Origin of the sequence: Acinetobacter sp. ANC 4216 (assembly GCF_004331195.1) — a bacterium.
GTDB lineage: Bacteria > Pseudomonadota > Gammaproteobacteria > Pseudomonadales > Moraxellaceae > Acinetobacter > Acinetobacter kookii.
The window spans coordinates 228,463-246,019 of record NZ_SJOC01000001.1; the positions used below are offsets into that span (position 1 = coordinate 228,463).

Genomic DNA, 17,557 nt, shown 5'->3' on the forward strand with positions numbered 1-17,557 from the left:
CAAAGTTGTGATGATTTTCTATGTACATACCTGGCTGTGTACATAGTAGATTTACCTCTCAATTAAATGATTTCAATAATATTTCTGATACTGCTCTGATGCTTGAATAAAACAAGAATTAAATATAATTGCATTCATCTCAATAGAGCACTATCTCAGCATGGATGAAGATAGAAAATGCAGCAAATTGAACAAGGAAACCTGAAAAAAGGTTTAAGTAACCGTCATATCCAGCTGATTGCACTGGGTGGCTCCATTGGCACCGGATTATTCCTCGGTATTGCACAAACCATTAAGCTTGCGGGTCCATCGGTAATTTTAGGGTATGCCATAGCCGGACTGATCGCTTTTTTAATGATGCGCCAATTGGGTGAAATGATTGTAGAAGAGCCAGTGAGTGGCTCGTTTAGTCATTTTGCCTATAAATACTGGGGTAAATTTGCCGGTTTTATGTCGGGATGGAATTACTGGGTATTGAATATTTTGGTCTGTATGGCCGAACTAAGTGCAATTGGTCTATATATTCATTATTGGTGGCCTGAAATTCCGACCTGGGTTTCCGCCCTAGGCTTCTTTATTTTTATTAATGTGATTAATCTTTTACATGTTAAATTATTTGGTGAAATGGAATTCTGGTTAGCCATTATTAAAGTATTAGCCATCATCGCCATGATTGCCTTTGGGAGTTACTTACTCGCAAGCGGCAGCGGTGGTACACAATCCAGCATGCAAAACCTATGGGAATTGGGCGGTTTTTTCCCGAATGGTGTCATGGGTTTGGTCATGGCCATGGCGATGATCATGTTTGCATTTGGCGGTATTGAATTGGTCGGTATTGCAGCTGCGGAAACCGATAATCCGCAAAAGACTTTACCCAAAGCCATCAACCAAATTGTTTATCGGGTTCTGTTATTTTATATCCTGAGTTTGGTGATTATTTTGTCGCTGTATCCCTGGAACCAAATGGCACAAGGCGGCAGCCCTTTTGTCCTTATTTTTGATTCCCTGGGCAGTCAAACAGTGGCGACGATTTTAAATTTTGTGGTTCTGACTGCGGCTGTTTCTGTATATAACAGCACCAATTATTGTACCAGCCGCATGTTGTTGGGCCTGGCACAACAAGGCAATGCGCCTGGATTTTTGCGTAAAATTAATCCCCGTGGCATTCCGGTCAATGCTGTCATGGTCTCTGCTTTTTTTACTTTAATCTGCGTACTCATCAATTACCTATTTCCCAAAAAAGCTTTTAATTTACTGATGATGCTGGTGGTTGCTGCAATTGTGATTAACTGGGTGGTTATTTCATATACGCATTTAAAGTTCAAAAAACACATGCTAGCCATGAATGCTTCAACCCAATTTCCCAGCATTGCCTACCCGTTTACAAATTATGTCTGCATTATTTTTATGGGCGGCATTTTGCTGATTATGAGTCAAACTCCCGATATGCGTATTGCGGTTCTGATGATTCCGGTCTGGATTTCATTACTCTTGATTGCCTATTTCTTTAAAAACAAGAAAATTTCGGACCATCAATTAGCATTAAAAGATAAAATGCGTTCTATACCGAAGGCTTGATTTGTTTTACTCCATAACGAAGGATGTATTCATGTTCCAACATGTTGATGCGTATGCAGGTGATCCGATTCTTTCTTTGATGGAAGAATTTGCTAAAGATGAACGGACTCAAAAAGTGAATTTAAGCATCGGGCTTTATTATAATGAGGACAATATTGTGCCTCAACTTGAGGCCATCAAAGCAGCATATAAGAATATTGAAGCGAGCAATGATCAGGTCAAGCTGTATTTACCGATGGATGGTTTAAAACCTTATAATCAAGCTACTCAAGCCTTGGTCTTGGGCGAAAATAGTGCAGCGCGCCGTGATGGTCGCGCGGTCACCATCCAGACTTTAGGCGGTTCTGGCGCACTGAAAGTGGGTGCCGATTTTCTGAAAAAATATTTTCCAGAATCTGATATCTGGGTCAGCCAGCCGACCTGGGAAAACCACATTGCTATTTTTAACGGTGCCGGCATTCACTCGCATTTCTACCCTTATTTTGATGCCACAACCAACGGCGTTAATGTGCCAGCAATGCTGGAAAAATTAAGCCAGCTTCCTGCAAAAAGCATTGTGTTATTACATCCTTGTTGCCATAACCCGACCGGTGCAGACTTGACTGCTGCGGAATGGGATCAGGTGATTGAAGTCTTGCAAAAACGGGATCTGATTCCGTTCCTCGACATTGCCTATCAAGGTTTTGGTCAAGGCCTGGAGCAAGATGCCTATGCGATTCGCGCACTCGATCAGGCCGGGATGAATTTTATTGTCAGCAATTCATTTTCCAAAATTTTCTCGCTCTATGGCGAACGTGTCGGCGGTTTAACTTTTGTCTGTGATGATTCGGCCACTGCACAAAAAGTATTGGGACAGCTAAAAGCGACTGTACGCCGTATCTATTCAAGTCCGGCAACGACTGGGGCATTGCTGGTGAATAATGTCTTGCATGATGAACAGCTGACTGCATTATGGAAAGCTGAACTGCAAGAAATGCGTGAACGTATTATTCAAATGCGTCACATTTTAAAAGATAAACTCAGTCAGGCTTTGCCAGAACGTGACTTTAGCTATCTGGTCAAACAGCAAGGCATGTTTAGCTATACCGGCCTGAGTGCTGAACAGGTCGATATTCTCAAAAATCAATACGGCATTTACCTGGTGCGTAGTGGCCGTATGTGCGCAGCAGGTCTGAATTTAAGCAATATTGATTATGTGGCTGAATCCATTGCCGAAGTCATTAAAGCCACAGCTTAAATTCAAGGGATAAAAAAACGGGCAAATTGCCCGTTTTTTAATTTGAAGATGGCTTAGTCTTCGAAGTGGATTACGGTACGAATCGATTTACCTTCATGCATCAAGTCAAAGGCTTCGTTAATCTTTTCCAGTCCCATGGTATGAGTGACAAAAGGTTCCAATTGAATATCCCCCTTCATGGCTTCTTCCACCATACCCGGCAATTGCGAGCGGCCTTTAACGCCACCAAAAGCGGTACCTTTCCAGGTGCGGCCAGTGACCAGCTGGAATGGACGGGTTGAAATTTCCTGACCTGCACCGGCTACCCCAATAATGATGGATTGTCCCCAACCACGGTGAGCACATTCCAGTGCAGAACGCATGACATTAGTATTGCCAATACATTCAAAAGAATGGTCCACGCCCCAGCCAGTTTTCTCAACAATCACTTCCTGAATTGGACGGTCATAATCTTTAGGGTTTAAAAACTCTGTCGCACCAAACTGTTCAGCCAGCTTGAATTTTTCAGGATTGGTATCAATGGCAATAATGCGGCTGGCTTTGGCTTTCTTGGCACCTTGCACGACGGCCAGACCAATACCGCCTAAACCGAACACGGCAACCGTGTCACCTTCCTGAACTTTGGCGGTATTTTTCACCGCACCCAAACCGGTAGTCACGCCACAACCGAGCAAGCAGACATGTTCATGATTCGCTTCAGGATTAATTTTCGCCAGGGATACTTCAGCGACTACGGTATATTCACTGAAGGTTGAACATCCCATGTAGTGGTAAATCGGCTGACCATTATAAGAAAAACGGGTGGTGCCATCTGGCATCAAACCCTTACCTTGTGTTGCACGAACCGCGACACACAGGTTGGTTTTACCCGATTTACAGAATAAACATTCACCACATTCGGCAGTATACAGTGGAATAACGTGATCGCCCGGTTTCACGCTGGTTACACCTTCACCTACTTCAACCACTACACCCGCACCTTCATGGCCCAATACCGCCGGAAAAACACCTTCAGGATCCTCACCCGATAAAGTAAACGCATCGGTATGACATACGCCGGTATGGCTAATTTTCACCAAAACCTCACCTGCTTTTGGCGGAGCAACATCAATTTCAACAATTTGGAGCGGTTGACCTGGACCAAATGCGACTGCAGCACGTGATTTCATGAATGATTCATCCTTTGTTCGGTTCTTTAACAGATGAGCTACAGTAACCTCTTTTTATTGTCCGATTCAACCTATAACATGATGATAATATGTACTTATAACTTTATGACTTCATAACAATTATGCAGATTAGACCATCCATGCATGCTGTCATGTTTGCTGTTACAATTTTTACCATGACGGGGTGCAGTTTGCCGATGAATGAATCCAAAAAGCAGTCTCCTACTCAGGTGCATGCCGAGCACTGGTTAAACGGTTCCAATGTTGATGCACAAATTATTCAGGGCTTAACCGCCTATCTTGCCTTAGATGATGCTTTTCTCAGTATTGCCTCAAGGCTGCATCTGATTAATAAAGCGCAATATAATATCGATTTGCAGTACTACATCTGGGAAGATGACTCGATTGGTCACCTGATGCTGGCTGAATTGCTCAAGGCCGCAGACCGAGGGGTAAAAATCCGATTATTGATTGATGACCAGAACGGTTCCCAGCTCGATGCAACCTTAAAACAACTGGCACAACATCCAAACTTTGAAATTAAAATCTTTAATCCCTACACCTTCAGGGTTAGAAAATTGCGCGTGTTTGATTATGTTTTTCGTTTCAGGCAGATCAATCGCCGTATGCATAACAAGCTGATTATTGCCGATGGTGCCATAGCGGTGACCGGTGGCCGCAACATCAGCCGTGAATACTTTGAAGCCAGTGACAATTTCCAGTTTACCGATATGGATATTCTGTTTTATGGCACTGCGGTGAAGCATGCCAATAAAGTATTTCAGGACTTTTGGAGTGATGATTTAAGTTATCCTGTACCTCTGCTGCTGGGTAAAAGCCGTCCAGAACAGCTTGCCAAATTACGCCGATACTATGAACTGACTGCCTTGCAAAAAGACCAGCTTAAAAGGCGGATTGAACTGGCTGAAAAACAGATCAATGAACATTTAAAAGATCGCCCGATTAATTGGGCAAAAGCACATTTTGTCGCAGACCCTCCCGGGAAAATTCACGGCCAGGCATCTAATGATCAAATGATTTACCGTCAGATCTTCCAGATTATGGACGAACCGAAACAACATCTGGAACTGGTCTCCGCCTATTTTGTACCTACCCAAAAAGGTACGGACTATTTAACCGGTTTAGCTCATAACAGCGTGAATGTTCGAGTGCTCACCAATTCATTCCTCGCCAATGACGTTCCTCTGGTACATGCCTTTTATAGACAATATCGCTATGATTTACTGAAAAACGGGATAAAATTATATGAATTTAAGCCCTATATCGAACGCAATAAACGGACCTGGTATGAAGTGATGACGGGTAATGTCATTCCCGCTAAGGGGAAAAATGCCTCCAGTTTGCATGCCAAGTTTTTGGATATAGATGGCAAGGTATTTATTGGTTCTGCCAATTTTGATCCCCGTTCCGCCAATTTAAATAGCGAAGTAGGACTGGTGGTCGAATCCGCTGACTTGCAACAACAAATTTCAAGTTCTTTAGATAAATATTTACCGCTCATTGCCTATGAATTGAAACTTAATCCACAAGGTGAAGTAATCTGGATAGAGCATCGTAAAGATGGTACCCGCACAGAGTATTTACATGATCCTCAATCCACCAGATTTCAGCGTTTTAGCATGCAAATGGTGTCATACCTTCCAATTGAATGGATGATGTAATGACAAACCAATGACATTTGAGTACAAAAATGAGCTCGTCTTTTTTAATACAATCTCACCACTTAAAAAGATTACTGCATGTGAACAGGTTTAATGTTCCTGTTTCAACCTATTTCATCTCGCCAGTATCAAACCTGGTATTTACTTTAATTTAACATGCTTGTTATGACTTATAAGAGATTAACGGCGATTTATACATATTTTAGATCAATCCACACAAAGCTTTTACTCGTTTCCAGATTTGATTTAACATTCCTCTTTTCGAGTATTTAACTCAGCTCTCTCCCTATCGTGATCTTCTGCAATGCAATTTTTTGATTTAAGCCGTCAATTTAATTTAAGTGATATTTTAACGCCGTATAAAACGCTTGACGATTTGGGTGCTCAAGACTGGTTTTTGGCGAAAGTTCGGGTCGAGCACGATTGCCAGTCCGATTCAGAATTGATTGAAGGTCAGGCCGTTTTAAAATCCAATCAGAATGTACAGCTGGAACTGGAATGGCTGATTCAGGATACCGGTTTTGAACTTCAGGTCCTGTTTAAAGGCATTGAAACCGAAGCGAGTGAAGAAACCCTGGTGATGGTCAAGGGTGCAAAACTGATTGATGCCGATGAACAGCTGATTTCTGCTCAGACCTTAAGCCTGTGGATTGACGGAACCCTGCTGCCAATGTTGCCAAATATCCGTAAAGAAATTAAAGCCCGATTAAATTTATGGGACTATGTCGAATATGATGGATAGCTTTGTGGACTATTCAAACTCAAATCTCATGTTTTAATAGTTTTTATTTAATACATGCATCCTGCACATTTGCCTAAAATTGCTATGAATAACCAGTCAAGTGAATGAATGTAGATAACGCCTCATTCATGTTTAAATGATCTAAATGGTTGATATTCATCTTACTGAACAATATTAAAAAAATAAAAAGGAAAAAATAAAATGAAAACACAAGAATGGCAACATATCTGCAAAGTGGTGAATGATGCACAACGTGCTGCAATGCATTGTTCGATTGCTACAGTCGATCAACATATGCAGCCCACTATCTGCCCTATAGGCACATTATTTTTAAAGGATCACCAGAACGTTTTTTCTTTGATACCTATACTGAATCGTTGCAACAGAATTTGCCGAAAAATAGCAAAGCCTGCATTCAGGCAGTCAACAGTAGCCGCTTATTCTGGTTAAAAGCCTTATTTAAAGGCGAATTTAGTGATTATCCTGGCGTTCGACTGTACGTGGAAATTGGTGATCTTAGACTTGCCAATGCCGAAGAACTGGCTCAAATTTCACGACGTATCCAAAGTCTAAAATGGCCCCAAGGAAGTAAACTCATCTGGTCCGATTTTACCCATGTACGGGATTTTCAGGTACAGGCTTTTAAATGGGTGAAATATCCGAAAATGATGCCTTTCGCCTAAAAATAGATATTTCAAACTTACTTACAGTAAGCCTATTTCTTTAAATAACTGAGTATAAGCCTCGGCCTTTTTCTCCAAAGCAAGTGGATAGGCTCGGGATGAAGATGGCATTCGGTATAAAGTCAGCTCGCGTTCAGCAAAACAGGCTTTGGAGGGCTGTCCAATTCTCGGTTTTTCCGTAGCTTCAGGCATGGAAAGCATCAGGGTATCTGTCGCTTTATCACCTGTAGTCATAATGCTGTGGCATTCAGGAATCTGCTGTAGAAGCTTGCTTAAATCGGTCGCTTGAGCAATGTGCAAAAATTTATCCGAAGCGTTGCCTTTTAAACGAATAATTTGATAGGCCGTATCAAAAATTGCGATCCCTTTTTGCATTAAGAAATCACGGATCTGCTGTTCCTTGAAGTTTTTATTGGCAATATCTAAAAAGTGTTCTTTATTGCCAAAGAATGCCAAACCAAAAATTTTCCACATGTCATTTTGATAGTTTGGATAATAGAACTCCATTTTCCAGCGGGTTTTAGGCGGCGGAAAGCTGCCCATCATCAGCAATTTGGCATTTGCAGGTAAAAAAGGTTCCAGTGGATGAGTTTCTATTTCCAGTTCGGTGCTCATAACAGTCCATTTATCCGTATTCAGTTTAATTTAAAACATTTGACGGATTTTATCTGCTACCTGCTTGCCCCAAAGTGTATAAATTTCCTTGCTGGGATGAAAACCATCCTTTGCCATTTCCAGATTCAGGCTCTTGAAACGCTGCAAATCATATTCAATCCATTGCATATTGCTCTGCTGCTGCACAAATTTGGCAAGATTTTTATTCATGCCTTTGGCATATTGCCCAAATAACCAGGCCAGTGGATGAGGTAATGCCGGAAACCTGTTCATCGGTGGTACGCCAGACGCAATAACCAATTCAGGCGTGAATTTCCGGTTAATTTCTGCATAAAGTTGTTGCTGCTTTTGAATCCAGTCTTTAGGCTGCATCAGTTTTGTAATATCGTTCACCCCGACAGAAGTAATGACCACGTCGAAGTGTTGATGGGACATATTCTTTACCGTCTGAATTACTTGTCCGCTGCTATGACCGGTGGTGGCTTCAAGTTGATAACTTATTTCATAAGCATCTTGTAACTGCTTCAACACTGCACCGAGTAAAGCATCTTCCTGAGTTTCAACACCGACTCCAGCGGCTGCCGAATCTCCGATAATTAAAACAGACAGCGCTTTTCCAGTTCCGACCGTCCCCTGACGTGGTCCTGCTGGTTCTGCTAAACGTAGAGTATTCTTCTTAACGGCATTGCCTTGAATAATCAGCGATGGAATCAGCACGATAGTTGAAATTTTTAGCAGCATAAACAATGAAATTCAAAATGGTATGCGTATCAATATAGGAGTTTATGGGGTGAGAAGCATTGACTTAAATTATAATAATTTTCATCGAATTAAATAGTAAATGTGCTGCATCAGGTCAGTAGTAATCTAGGGCTGATAATCTTTGCCATCTGCTTGAAAATTCCAAGTCAGGTATGATGGCAAGAAGATGGTATTGCACTTCAAATGCTAATCTAAGCAATATAAAAACAGCCCATCGAATGGGCTGTTTATAATTCGAAATTAACCCAACTTGTTGACCAGTTTCAGCGGCAATACTTTCATGACCAAGCCTAAAGGTAACCATGGCCACTGTGGCACATAAGCTTTAACCGGTGCTTTTTCAATGGCTTTAACCAGTAAATGCGAACCGGTTTTTTCATCCACCTCAAAAGGCAGTTTTTTGGCCCCTTCATTCAGTTCTGTACGGATATAACCCGGGAAAATGGTGGTGACTTTAATCGGGGTATCAATCAGCTCGGCACGAATGCCTTCAGCCAGGTGAGCCACTCCGGCTTTGCTGGCGCCATACGCGGTTAAATGTTTCGGCATGCCACGCATCGCGCTCATGGATGAAATCATCACCAGATGCCCTGCATTTTGCGCACGGAAAATTTCCACCGCAGCTTCACATTGTGCCAAAGCAGAAATGAAGTTGGTTTCGACGGTCGCCTTGTTAATTTCAAAGTTGCCTTTACCAATCCGGCGACCCTCACCCACACCGGCATTGACAATAATACGGTCGATGGTGCCAAATTCCGCTTTAAATGCACGGAACACTTCAAACACCTGATCGTAATGGGTTACGTCTAATGCTTTTGCAATGACTTTTACGCCGTACTTGCTTTCCAGCTCTTGTTTTAAAGTTTCCAGACGCTCCAAACGACGGGCGCAGATGGCAAGGTTATAGCCTTTTTGTGCAAATTCACGTGCCATACCTGCACCAATCCCTGAACTTGCCCCGGTAATTAAAATTGTTTTTGCCATGTTTTCTTCCTTTGCTATTTTTTTAATCAGATCCAGGTCAGTAAGCCGGGATCTTCGGCCTTAATAAAATGATGTTCATTCAAGCTCAGCAATTGCGGTTCATTTCCCACCAGACGCAGTGTGGTCATGCTGGTATTGGCGATTGCCCAGTTTAAGGCAAAAGTCCGGTTGGCATTCAGCTCTAACAGTTTTCCTGCAGCCACCGAAATCACCCCGCCCGAAGTAAACACCACGGCATAACGCGGTTTAATTTTGGCCAGTTCATTGCATAAATTTTGCAATGCTGTTTCCACCCGGTTTTTAAAATGCGGCCAGGATTCATCATATTCATGGTGATAGTCACCACCCGTCCAGCGCTCAATTGCCCCTTCAAAAATTTTGGCCAGGTAAGCCCGAGGATTATCTTCCTTGGCGACATCCTGCTTTAACAGATGCGGTTCATTAAAACGTGGCTCGTATCTGGCAAAAACCTGCTGGTGATTGAACTCATTCCATGCGCTGTCGGTCTGAATCTCGGTTTCAGGGAAACATTCAGCCAAAGCCAGGTTGGCTGTCTGTTGATGACGCTGCATTGAGCCTGCCACCACATAAGGGGCCTCTTTTAGAATCTGGTCGAAATATTGTCCCAATAATTTCGCCTGTAATTCGCCGTTGGGAGAAAGCTGATCATAACTTTCCGCTCCAAATGAAGCTTGTCCGTGACGAATTAGATAGATTGTGGTCATGTTGGCATCATTTCCTTAAATTTCGCGATATATTTTTGCGCCAGTTCATTGGCCTCAATTTTTTGTAGGCCAATCAATTTAAGCGCACGGATATGCAAGGCATGAATCACCACCCAGAAATCTTTAAAGGCTGGATTATTGGTCTGCTTATGGTAATAACGGTAATAGATTTGCTGTGCAATTACAGCCAAACGGAAAATGCCGAACACTTCATAAAAGGTCCAGTTATGGGTCTGTAAGCCGGTTTTTTGCAAATAATAATCCACGACTTCCTGACGTGTGAACATGCCTTTTAAATTAGTGGGCTGACGACGCGTCGCTTTAAAAATATGATTGTCGCTTTCTTCAACCCAATACGCGAGAGCTGAACCTAGGTCCATTAAAGGATCACCAAGAGTAGCCATTTCCCAGTCCAGCACCCCAATCACCTGAGTCGGATGCTTCGGATCTAAAATCACATTATCAAAACGCCAGTCATTGTGAATAATGCAGCTGGTGGAATCGGCAGGAATATTGTCTTTCAGCCAGTGACGGACATATTTAAAGGAAGGCACATTTAAGGTTTTGGCTTTTTCATAACGGGCATCCCAACCTTCTACCTGACGGCGGCAGTATCCGTCGCCCTTACCGAGCTTTTCCAGTTCTGTCCCAGCATAAGGCACCTGATGCAATTCAATCAGTTTATCGATGACATTGATACATAATTCCCGAACCTGGGATTCATTAAAATTGAGCTCTTTGGGTAAATTGGCGCGTGGAATAATGCCTTCCACTCGCTTCATGACATAGAAGTCGCAGCCAATTACAGATTCGTCCTGACACAGGGCCACCATTTCCGGCAAGACCGGATAGAAAGGTGCCAGATTTTTTTGCACGTTATATTCACGTGCCATATCGTGTGCAGATTTGGCTTTGGTCCCTTTAGGCGGGCGACGTAAAATCAAGTCCGTGTTGTCATATTTTAAACGATACGTCCAGTTAGACGCCCCACCTGAATATTGCGTGACTTCGACCTGACCTTGTAAATCAATGCCTTGTGCCTTGAGCCAATGCTCAACAGCCATGACATCTAGCTCTTCACCTTGACGGACCGTTCCACCCACATCAATCACTGACATTGTTTTTTCCCTGAATCTTCACTTTCAAAAAGACTTCTTAGCTTCCTTATTTATACCTAATTCACTGTTCATAAACAGCAAAATTTTCAGGTAAGTTGTAAGAAGCCTCAGCCTGTATTTCGCTAATTAATCTTTTTTACGACTTGAACGATAACCGCGTTTAGCCAGTTCAAGTTTGGCAATCATGCCTTTATGCACTTCATCCGGACCATCGGCCAGACGTAAACTGCGTGCCTGGGCAAAAAAACCGGTCAGTGGCGTATCCCTTGATACGCCAGCACCCCCGTGTATCTGCATGGCCATATCCACGACTTTTTCCAGCACGCTTGGCGCAACCACTTTAATCGCTGAAATTTCAGTCAGTGCTGCCATATTACCTAAAGTATCCATCTTGTAAGCAGCATAAAGTGTAAGTAATCGTGCCTGATCAATGGCTACACGCGCTTCTGCAACGCGCTCCAGATTACCGCCCAGTTTTAAAATTTCCTTGCCAAAAGCAGTACGGCTCATACCCCTGTCAATCATCAGTTCTAAAGATTTTTCCGCCGCGCCAATACAGCGCATGCAATGATGAATACGGCCTGGTCCCAACCGACCCTGGGCAATTTCGAACCCCTGGCCTGCACCGCCAATAAAATTGGCTACAGGCACACGTACATTATTAAAGCTGATTTCGCCGTGACCATGAGGTGCATCATAATCCCCAAACACAGGCAGCATACGTTCGATTTTCACCCCGGCAGTATCTATGGGAACCAGTACCATGGAATGTTGATGATGACGGTCTTTACTTTCATCAGGCGTATGGGCCATAAAAATGATGATTTTTGCATTGGGATCGCCTAAACCGGATGACCACCATTTGCGGCCATTCAAAACAATTTCATCTCCTTCGATAACCGCCGTTGCCTGCATATTTGTGGCATCACTGGAGGCTACCGCAGGTTCAGTCATGCAAAAGACTGAACGGATTTTTCCTTCAAGCAATGGCATGAGCCACTGTTGTTTCTGTTGTTCAGAACCATAACGCCACAATACTTCCATGTTGCCGCTATCGGGCGCATTACAGTTAAATACGATTGGTGCAATTAAACTACGGCCGGAAAGTTCGGCAATGTGTGCATATTCCTGAACGGAAAGCCCTTGCCCCAGAACAGGATCGGGCAAAAACATATTCCATAAACCGGCTTCTTTGGCCTTGTTTTTTAATATTTCAAGTTGAGTGGGCCATTGCCATGTTGTCCAGTCCCCCCCTTGATTGAGCTCATGAACATCATTCCAGAACTCGGTTTCAACCGGTTCAATTTCTTCCTTAATGAACTTTTTTGTTCTTTCAATATAATCCTGTGCACGTGCTGACAGCTCGAACATGACCATTTCCCTCAAAATATATTATCTGATCTTTACAACAACATACCCTGAAACCTATTATGAATGAAATGATTTAATTCAATATAGAACTATGAACAGTATTCATAATAAAGCCATGATTGATCTGGGGGTTTTTCATCGCATAGACATTAACCTATATCCCTTATTTATTGCAGTTTATGAACAAAAAAGCATTTCCAAGGCTGCGCAGATTTTATGTATCAGTCAATCTGCTGCCAGTCATGCCTTACAGCGTTTAAGACAGCATTTACAGGATGATTTATTTGCACGTGCCGGTAGCAAAATGCTGCCTACTCCATTTGCCGAGCAAATTTATCCCGTCATTAAAAATGCACTGTTTGCCATTCAAAACATTTCAATGCAAAAACAGAGTTTTGAACCTGGTATGGTGCAAAGTTTAAAAATTGCGGTACATGATGAAATTGAACCGATCATTTTTCCCAAACTGGTTCAGCACTTTCAAAGCCTGGATCTGGACATTCAATTTTTCAGCAGCAAGCTCGACCGTAAAAGCATGGCGACTGACCTCGCGACCCAGCAAATAGACTTTGTCATTGATCTGGAACAAAACTTCGGTGATAAAATTCAATTTCAGAAGCTGCTACAAGATCAGTTTGTGGTGTGTACCCAGCAACCGGAAATGACTGAACAGCTGTACCTGGCTGCTCCGCATATTGGCGTTTCCTCTCGTCGTACTGGTGTTTTGGTAGAAGATATTTATTTAAACCGTAAACAGCTGTCGCGGCAGATTCTTTTGCGCTGTCAGCACTATTCAACGGCTTTACAGATTCTGCTGCTAAACCCTCAATCCGTTTTAACTATTCCTCAAAATTTGCTGAATCATTTACAAGTTTCTCCATCATTAAATATTTTTCCGGTGCCTGTAGACTTGCCGCTTATTTATCTGGGGATGTATTGGCATAAAGAGTTGAAAGATAATTTGCGTCATCAGTTTCTGTGCAGCGAAATTTCCAAAATTTTTACTTAGGCTATTTTGATAAATTAATCAATTTGCTTAGGCTATTTATAAATACAATCAACAGCTGCCATCTTTAGTAATGAAGCGTTTTATGTCTCATTTTTGCATAGTGAAAGATCGAATTGAATTGAATTGAATTGAATTGATAAATTCAATACTACTTAGGCTATTTTGGATATTTTGATAGATCTGAATGATTTTTTATTCCGGAATCACCTTTTGCTGAATAAGTAGCCGAAATACTGCATTGGCAAGGGTTTTGAGGCTGTTTGGCTATTTCTCAAGCCATCATTTTTCAGGATTTCCCTTAATATAGCAGCTCATTTTTTTTCTTTTTCTTGCTGAATTTGCTCTGGTATTTTCCAGCCAAATTCAACAAATTTTATCTATGTTGGCAAATCTCTCCCCTGTTTGGCTCATTGTATTGGGCATGCTGCTGTGTGCAGTGCTGTTTTTTATCTTCCGCAAAATTCATGCTTTCCTTACTGACCTATTTAAACCCTTCAAAAAAGGGAAAAAATACTGGTGTAAAGTAATTGCGGTGAGTGATGGCGATACCCTGACTTGTACACGGTTTAACTTGCGTCGCTCAGAAACCAAACTGCGTTTTGCCTACGTGGATGCTCCAGAGTCGACGCAAACCTATGGCAAGGAATCTCAGCTTCTGGTCAAAAAAATGGTGTATTACAAACTGGTCCGTGTCGAGATTACCGATGTCGATCGTTACGGGCGCTGTGTTGGCGTTATTTACCGTTTTAGATGCAATATCAATCAGGAACTGGTCAAACGGGGCGCGGCATGGGTGTATGAGGAATATATTAAAAACCCGACGCAAAAACAGAAATGGCTGGCCCTTCAAAATCAGGCCAAGAAGCAGAAAAAAGGTTTATGGAAAAATTCGCATCCGGTACGTCCCAGTGTTTACCGTAAGCGAAATAAATAGAATTTGATAACACAAATAATCATCTTCAAATATAGATTTGAGTTTGATCTCATAGATCAAACTTGCGGGTTAAAAAATAAAGTGGCTTGTCTAAAACAAACCACTTTAAAATTTATGATCAACAATTAAAGATAATAAGCCAGTTGAACCAGCAGCCGGAATGCTCCAGCAATCAATGCTAAAGCAAAAAATCCACCTAGCCACAACACAATAAACCACTGCATCTGTGAAAGTTTCATATTTACTCCCTAATGATAGCCCTGGTCACCAATGCGCACTTTGTCGCGGAATACCCAGTAAGACAAAGCGGTATAAATAATAATGATTGGAATGAGCAGTAATGCACCAATCAGGGTAAATAACTGACTGCTTTGTGGGGCAGCCGCATCCCAGATAGTGACTGAACGTGGAATGATATATGGCCATAAACTGATCAGGAATCCGGTATAGGCCAGAAATACCAGTGCCAGAGTATAAATAAATGGACTCAGTTCTTTACGTTGCTTGCAGGCACGTAAAGCCAGGTAGGTAAAGACCAGAACCAGAATGGGCACCGGACTGAAATAGGTGAGCTGAGGCTGGCTAAACCAGCGTTCGGCAATTTCCGGATGGGCCAAAGGCGTATAAATGCTGACTGCACCGAAAATGATAAACAAGGCTACAATCAGCTTCGGCATGAGCTGAAACATTCGATTTTGCAAGTCTGCCTCAGTTTTAAAGATCAGCCATCCACAGCCCAAAGTGGCATACAGTACCACCACACTGATTCCGGTAAAGACTGAAAACGGTGTAAGCCAGTCCAGTCCACCTCCCGTATAAACGCCATTGGTGGTTTTGATGCCCTGAATATAAGCGCCGAGAATGATGCCCTGAAAAAATCCAGTTAAAATCGAGCCGCCAATAAAAGCCATGTCCCAAAGATGTCGGTTTCGTCTGGATTTGAAACGGAATTCAAAGGCCACTCCGCGAAAAATAAGCGCGACCACCATCAGAATAATCGGCAGGTATAGCGCAGAAAGCACTGTTGAATACACCAGGGGAAATGCCGCAAACAGGCCTGCCCCACCCAGTACCATCCAGGTTTCATTGCCATCCCATACGGGAGCAACAGTATTCATCATCACGTCACGTTCTTGCTGCGTTTTAAAGAAAGGAAACAAGATGCCAATACCCAGGTCAAAGCCATCCAGCACCACATAAATCAGCACGCCGACAGCAATAATTACAATCCAGATAAAAGATAAATCAATCATTTGTCATTCTCCTGCTGATTGTCGAGCGGCTGACCATCCAGCTCTTCATCGGTACTGCCCAATGGACGATGCGAAGCCTGAATAACCCTTTCTTCACTATGCGGCACGAAATGAACAAATTCCGGACCCTTATGCATGATTCGGAGCATGTAATAAATGCCAATGCCAAAGACCACGCAATAGACCACGACAAAGATAATCAGGGTTAATCCCACCTGTTCTGCCGAAACTGGGGATAAGGCATCTTTCGTTCTCATCACGCCATAAACAACCCAAGGCTGACGCCCGACTTCGGTAGTAAACCAGCCTGCAAGCAAGGCAATAAAGCCCGATGGTCCCATCCACAAAGCAAAACGGTGGAACCCGGGGCTTTCATAGAAGCGACCTGTGCGTCTTAACCATAAACCGGTGAGGGCCAATAACAGCATCAGTACGCCTAGCCCCACCATAATCCGGAAGCTCCAGAATACGATGGTGGAATTTGGCCGGTCCTCAGGTGCAAATTCTTTCAAGCCCTGAACCTGACCATTCAGGGAGTGGGTTAAAATCAGGCTTCCCGCGTTTGGAATACCGATGGCGTACTTGGTTTCTTCTGCCTGCATATCTGGAATGCCAAATAAATACAGAGGCATACCTTCATTATGATTGGTTTCCCAGTGTCCTTCTATCGCGGCAATCTTTGCAGGCTGGTGTTTTAAGGTGTTGATTCCATGCAGGTCTCCAATCAAAACTTGTAAAGGCGTAAGCGCTAAAATCATCCATAAGGCCATGGAAAAAGAAGTTTTGACCAGTTCATCCCTGCGGCCTTTCAGCAAATGCCATGCTGCTGTCGCTGCGACCAGTAAGGCGGAAACCAGGAATGCGGCCATTGCCATATGTGCCAAGCGATATGGGAAAGAGGGATTAAATATAATGGCCAGCCAGTCTTGCGGAACAATAATGCCATTTTCAATGCTGAAACCTTGCGGGGTCTGCATCCAGCTGTTGGATGAAAGAATCCAGAACATGGAAATACATGTTCCGAGCGCAACCATAACCGTAGAAAAGAAGTGTGCATAAGGCCCCACCCGTCCCCAGCCAAACAGCATAATGCCCAGAAAGCCTGCTTCCAGAAAGAATGCCGTCAGCACCTCGTAGGCCAGCAGCGGTCCCGTTACACTGCCTGAAACCCGCGAGAATTCACTCCAGTTGGTACCAAACTGGTAACTCATGACGACGCCTGAAACCACGCCCATACCAAAGGCAATGGCAAATATTTTGACCCAAAATTTAAACAGGTCCTGATAGACCGGATTTTGGGTTCTGAGCCAGCGCCACTCTAAAACAGCCAGAAAACTTGCGAGACCAATGGAAATGGCGGGGAAAATAATATGAAACGATACAGTGAAAGCGAATTGAACTCGGGCCAGTTCAAGTGCGGTTAGTCCTAAATTCATAACATCACCTTTTTAATTCGTTGATGTGGTGATTAAGCACGTTGCGACTCAATAATATGCTGTTGTTGTTTTGACCTTATTCAGGATACGCCTAAATCTTAAGCAAAGTATGTTGATTTATTATTTCCTGGTTTTACAGCTGGCTTGAAATATGATTCATCAATGAATTGAAATGGCGGATATGACTAAGTCATTTTTAACAATAAATCTTGAGGGAGGTTTGCTTAATACTTGAACAATCAACTAAACAGGCGTAAAG

The 17,557-nt window shown here is 42.9% G+C and carries 16 protein-coding genes and 1 pseudogene; 7 read left to right on the forward strand and 10 right to left on the reverse strand.

Going from position 1 to position 17,557, the window contains the following annotated elements; all coding sequences use genetic code 11:
- Positions 1–177: 177 nt before the first annotated feature.
- A complete protein-coding gene (locus E0H88_RS01140; protein WP_131272788.1) occupies positions 178–1,578 on the forward strand; it encodes an amino acid permease in 1,401 nt (466 codons plus the stop codon).
- A 31-nt stretch (positions 1,579–1,609) separates the two neighbouring features.
- Positions 1,610–2,815 carry an amino acid aminotransferase gene (locus E0H88_RS01145; RefSeq protein WP_131272789.1) on the forward strand — a complete coding sequence of 402 codons (1,206 nt, stop codon included), beginning with the start codon at positions 1,610–1,612 and terminating at the stop codon, positions 2,813–2,815.
- Between the two features lie 53 nt (positions 2,816–2,868).
- Here the strand turns inward: E0H88_RS01145 and E0H88_RS01150 are convergent, their stop codons facing one another.
- On the reverse strand, positions 2,869–3,984 hold the full coding sequence (locus tag E0H88_RS01150) for an S-(hydroxymethyl)glutathione dehydrogenase/class III alcohol dehydrogenase (RefSeq protein ID WP_092819642.1): 1,116 nt from the start codon (positions 3,982–3,984) through the stop codon (positions 2,869–2,871).
- Positions 3,985–4,106: 122 nt separating this feature from the next.
- Here E0H88_RS01150 and E0H88_RS01155 point away from each other — a divergent pair, with 122 nt between their 5' ends.
- From E0H88_RS01155 to E0H88_RS01165, 3 genes and pseudogenes are all read left to right on the forward strand, one after another.
- Positions 4,107–5,666, forward strand: coding sequence for a phospholipase D family protein (locus E0H88_RS01155; RefSeq protein ID WP_131272790.1), 1,560 nt, complete (start codon positions 4,107–4,109; stop codon positions 5,664–5,666).
- 304 nt (positions 5,667–5,970) lie between these two features.
- The gene (locus E0H88_RS01160) at positions 5,971–6,408 is read left to right on the forward strand and encodes a hypothetical protein (RefSeq protein ID WP_131272791.1); all 438 of its coding nucleotides are present in this window, start codon (positions 5,971–5,973) and stop codon (positions 6,406–6,408) included.
- Positions 6,409–6,609: 201 nt separating this feature from the next.
- Positions 6,610–7,091, forward strand: a pseudogene (locus E0H88_RS01165) (pyridoxamine 5'-phosphate oxidase family protein).
- Between the two features lie 21 nt (positions 7,092–7,112).
- On the opposite strand, the gene E0H88_RS01170 reads toward E0H88_RS01165, so the two are convergent.
- From E0H88_RS01170 to E0H88_RS01195, 6 genes are all read right to left on the reverse strand, one after another.
- Complete coding sequence (locus E0H88_RS01170; protein ID WP_131272792.1) at positions 7,113–7,706, reverse strand: uracil-DNA glycosylase family protein; 594 nt, start codon at positions 7,704–7,706, stop codon at positions 7,113–7,115.
- Positions 7,707–7,736: 30 nt separating this feature from the next.
- Positions 7,737–8,447, reverse strand: a complete 711-nt coding sequence (locus E0H88_RS01175) for an SGNH/GDSL hydrolase family protein (protein WP_092819646.1) — start codon at positions 8,445–8,447, stop codon at positions 7,737–7,739.
- A 261-nt stretch (positions 8,448–8,708) separates the two neighbouring features.
- The gene (locus E0H88_RS01180) at positions 8,709–9,452 is read right to left on the reverse strand and encodes an SDR family oxidoreductase (protein WP_131272793.1); all 744 of its coding nucleotides are present in this window, start codon (positions 9,450–9,452) and stop codon (positions 8,709–8,711) included.
- 26 nt (positions 9,453–9,478) lie between these two features.
- Positions 9,479–10,177: a histidine phosphatase family protein gene (locus tag E0H88_RS01185; protein ID WP_131272794.1), complete on the reverse strand. Its 699-nt coding sequence runs from the start codon at positions 10,175–10,177 to the stop codon at positions 9,479–9,481.
- Positions 10,174–11,295 (reverse strand): phosphotransferase family protein, encoded by a 1,122-nt coding sequence (locus tag E0H88_RS01190; protein ID WP_131272795.1) that lies wholly within the window; start codon positions 11,293–11,295, stop codon positions 10,174–10,176. The genes E0H88_RS01185 and E0H88_RS01190 overlap by 4 nt, the downstream gene beginning before the upstream one ends.
- Before the next feature lie 126 nt (positions 11,296–11,421).
- Positions 11,422–12,666, reverse strand: coding sequence for an acyl-CoA dehydrogenase family protein (locus E0H88_RS01195; RefSeq protein WP_131272796.1), 1,245 nt, complete (start codon positions 12,664–12,666; stop codon positions 11,422–11,424).
- A gap of 91 nt (positions 12,667–12,757) precedes the next feature.
- Here E0H88_RS01195 and E0H88_RS01200 point away from each other — a divergent pair, with 91 nt between their 5' ends.
- On the forward strand, positions 12,758–13,675 hold the full coding sequence (locus tag E0H88_RS01200) for a LysR family transcriptional regulator (protein WP_131272797.1): 918 nt from the start codon (positions 12,758–12,760) through the stop codon (positions 13,673–13,675).
- Positions 13,676–14,054: 379 nt separating this feature from the next.
- Positions 14,055–14,609, forward strand: coding sequence for a thermonuclease family protein (locus E0H88_RS01205; protein WP_131272798.1), 555 nt, complete (start codon positions 14,055–14,057; stop codon positions 14,607–14,609).
- A 125-nt stretch (positions 14,610–14,734) separates the two neighbouring features.
- Here the strand turns inward: E0H88_RS01205 and E0H88_RS01210 are convergent, their stop codons facing one another.
- The 3 genes from E0H88_RS01210 to E0H88_RS01220 are packed head-to-tail and all read right to left on the reverse strand — an operon-like array spanning position 14,735 to position 17,298.
- Positions 14,735–14,848, reverse strand: coding sequence for a DUF2474 domain-containing protein (locus E0H88_RS01210; RefSeq protein ID WP_131272799.1), 114 nt, complete (start codon positions 14,846–14,848; stop codon positions 14,735–14,737).
- A gap of 9 nt (positions 14,849–14,857) precedes the next feature.
- Positions 14,858–15,862, reverse strand: a complete 1,005-nt coding sequence (cydB, locus tag E0H88_RS01215) for a cytochrome d ubiquinol oxidase subunit II (protein WP_092819653.1) — start codon at positions 15,860–15,862, stop codon at positions 14,858–14,860.
- The gene (locus tag E0H88_RS01220; RefSeq protein ID WP_092819654.1) at positions 15,859–17,298 is read right to left on the reverse strand and encodes a cytochrome ubiquinol oxidase subunit I; all 1,440 of its coding nucleotides are present in this window, start codon (positions 17,296–17,298) and stop codon (positions 15,859–15,861) included. Before E0H88_RS01220 ends, cydB begins: the two co-directional genes overlap by 4 nt.
- Positions 17,299–17,557: the final 259 nt, after the last annotated feature.

What these genes read in the sequence shown, in the direction of transcription:
- E0H88_RS01140 (WP_131272788.1), top strand. Translation starts at nt 178, where the DNA reads ATGCAGCAAATTGAACAAGGAAACCTGAAAAAAGGTTTAAGTAACCGT.
- E0H88_RS01145 (WP_131272789.1), top strand. Translation starts at nt 1,610, where the DNA reads ATGTTCCAACATGTTGATGCGTATGCAGGTGATCCGATTCTTTCTTTG.
- E0H88_RS01150 (WP_092819642.1), bottom strand. Translation starts at nt 3,984, where the DNA reads ATGAAATCACGTGCTGCAGTCGCATTTGGTCCAGGTCAACCGCTCCAA.
- E0H88_RS01155 (WP_131272790.1), top strand. Translation starts at nt 4,107, where the DNA reads ATGCAGATTAGACCATCCATGCATGCTGTCATGTTTGCTGTTACAATT.
- E0H88_RS01160 (WP_131272791.1), top strand. Translation starts at nt 5,971, where the DNA reads ATGCAATTTTTTGATTTAAGCCGTCAATTTAATTTAAGTGATATTTTA.
- E0H88_RS01170 (WP_131272792.1), bottom strand. Translation starts at nt 7,706, where the DNA reads ATGAGCACCGAACTGGAAATAGAAACTCATCCACTGGAACCTTTTTTA.
- E0H88_RS01175 (WP_092819646.1), bottom strand. Translation starts at nt 8,447, where the DNA reads ATGCTGCTAAAAATTTCAACTATCGTGCTGATTCCATCGCTGATTATT.
- E0H88_RS01180 (WP_131272793.1), bottom strand. Translation starts at nt 9,452, where the DNA reads ATGGCAAAAACAATTTTAATTACCGGGGCAAGTTCAGGGATTGGTGCA.
- E0H88_RS01185 (WP_131272794.1), bottom strand. Translation starts at nt 10,177, where the DNA reads ATGACCACAATCTATCTAATTCGTCACGGACAAGCTTCATTTGGAGCG.
- E0H88_RS01190 (WP_131272795.1), bottom strand. Translation starts at nt 11,295, where the DNA reads ATGTCAGTGATTGATGTGGGTGGAACGGTCCGTCAAGGTGAAGAGCTA.
- E0H88_RS01195 (WP_131272796.1), bottom strand. Translation starts at nt 12,666, where the DNA reads ATGTTCGAGCTGTCAGCACGTGCACAGGATTATATTGAAAGAACAAAA.
- E0H88_RS01200 (WP_131272797.1), top strand. Translation starts at nt 12,758, where the DNA reads ATGAACAGTATTCATAATAAAGCCATGATTGATCTGGGGGTTTTTCAT.
- E0H88_RS01205 (WP_131272798.1), top strand. Translation starts at nt 14,055, where the DNA reads ATGTTGGCAAATCTCTCCCCTGTTTGGCTCATTGTATTGGGCATGCTG.
- E0H88_RS01210 (WP_131272799.1), bottom strand. Translation starts at nt 14,848, where the DNA reads ATGAAACTTTCACAGATGCAGTGGTTTATTGTGTTGTGGCTAGGTGGA.
- cydB (WP_092819653.1), bottom strand. Translation starts at nt 15,862, where the DNA reads ATGATTGATTTATCTTTTATCTGGATTGTAATTATTGCTGTCGGCGTG.
- E0H88_RS01220 (WP_092819654.1), bottom strand. Translation starts at nt 17,298, where the DNA reads ATGAATTTAGGACTAACCGCACTTGAACTGGCCCGAGTTCAATTCGCT.